This is a genomic window from Psychrobacter sp. PP-21, assembly GCF_033790785.1.
GTDB lineage: Bacteria > Pseudomonadota > Gammaproteobacteria > Pseudomonadales > Moraxellaceae > Psychrobacter.
Genome location: NZ_JAMYEB010000062.1, coordinates 1 through 886 on the forward strand (window position 1 = coordinate 1; position 886 = coordinate 886).

Sequence of the window (886 nt, forward strand, 5' to 3'; positions counted from 1 at the left end):
ACAGCCCATATCCTGAAACAGTTTAGGCAGATTATTCTCCATCCACCCTTGGCGTAGAAACTTAGCCTGTGCCCACTTCTTCTCGATAGGGTTCAGATCAGGGCTGTACGGCGGCAGCCATAAAATACGATGGCCATGTCTGTTGAGTAGTTTTTGGATACGTCTGCTTTTATGAAACCGAGCGTTATCCATGACAATCACGCTCTTGGTTTTAAGACTTGGAATAAGTGTGAACTTACACCAGTCATAAAATATATTACTATTGATATTGGTCTCAAAGTAATCAAGCGCAAACAGCATTTTTTTATAGAGAGCACCGATGACATTCGTACGCTTCTTTGCTTGCCAGTTGTAGCTGTCGACACAGGGTTTACCAATCGGTGCATAGCCGTAAGGTCTGATAGTTTCAGCCTCAAAGCCGCTTTCATCCATATAAACGATGGGATAGCCTTGAGTCATATAATTACTTAAATGATTGAGATACTTAGCTCTTTTTATCAAACAGGCTTTTGGATGTTTTAAGGTCTTTTTTTTGACTGATGCTAAGGCGTTTTAATGCGGCTTCTATGCCTGACTTACTACAGCCTAAACGCTGTGCTCTCTCGTACATATAATCGTCTGGATGCTGCTTAACATCTTTCAGTAAGGCTTCATTTGATATTTTAGTCGGTGCTTTATTTCTGGTGGTTTTAGGAACTAAGCTCTGCTGCCAGCTGTGAATCGAGCTTGTGCTAAGCTGATAAAAGTTAGCTGCTTCTCTAATGGTCATGCCGTCTTTAATGCTTCGTAACACTTGTTTGCGAAAGTCGATTGAATAGGTCATCGTTTATTTCACTAAATGAATTGGTTATAAATATTGTATCGGTTTTATCTAAGATTGACTATA

General features: G+C 40.1%; 2 protein-coding genes. Both read right to left on the bottom strand.

What is annotated here, in order from left to right:
* Positions 1-501 (bottom strand): IS630 family transposase (locus tag NJD71_RS13545; RefSeq protein ID WP_319052424.1); only part of this gene is annotated, 501 nt, incomplete at its 3' end.
* Positions 485-823, bottom strand: a complete 339-nt coding sequence (locus NJD71_RS13550; protein WP_319052425.1) for an IS630 transposase-related protein — start codon at positions 821-823, stop codon at positions 485-487. The genes NJD71_RS13545 and NJD71_RS13550, both read right to left, overlap by 17 nt.
* Between the last annotated feature and the right edge of the window lie 63 nt (positions 824-886).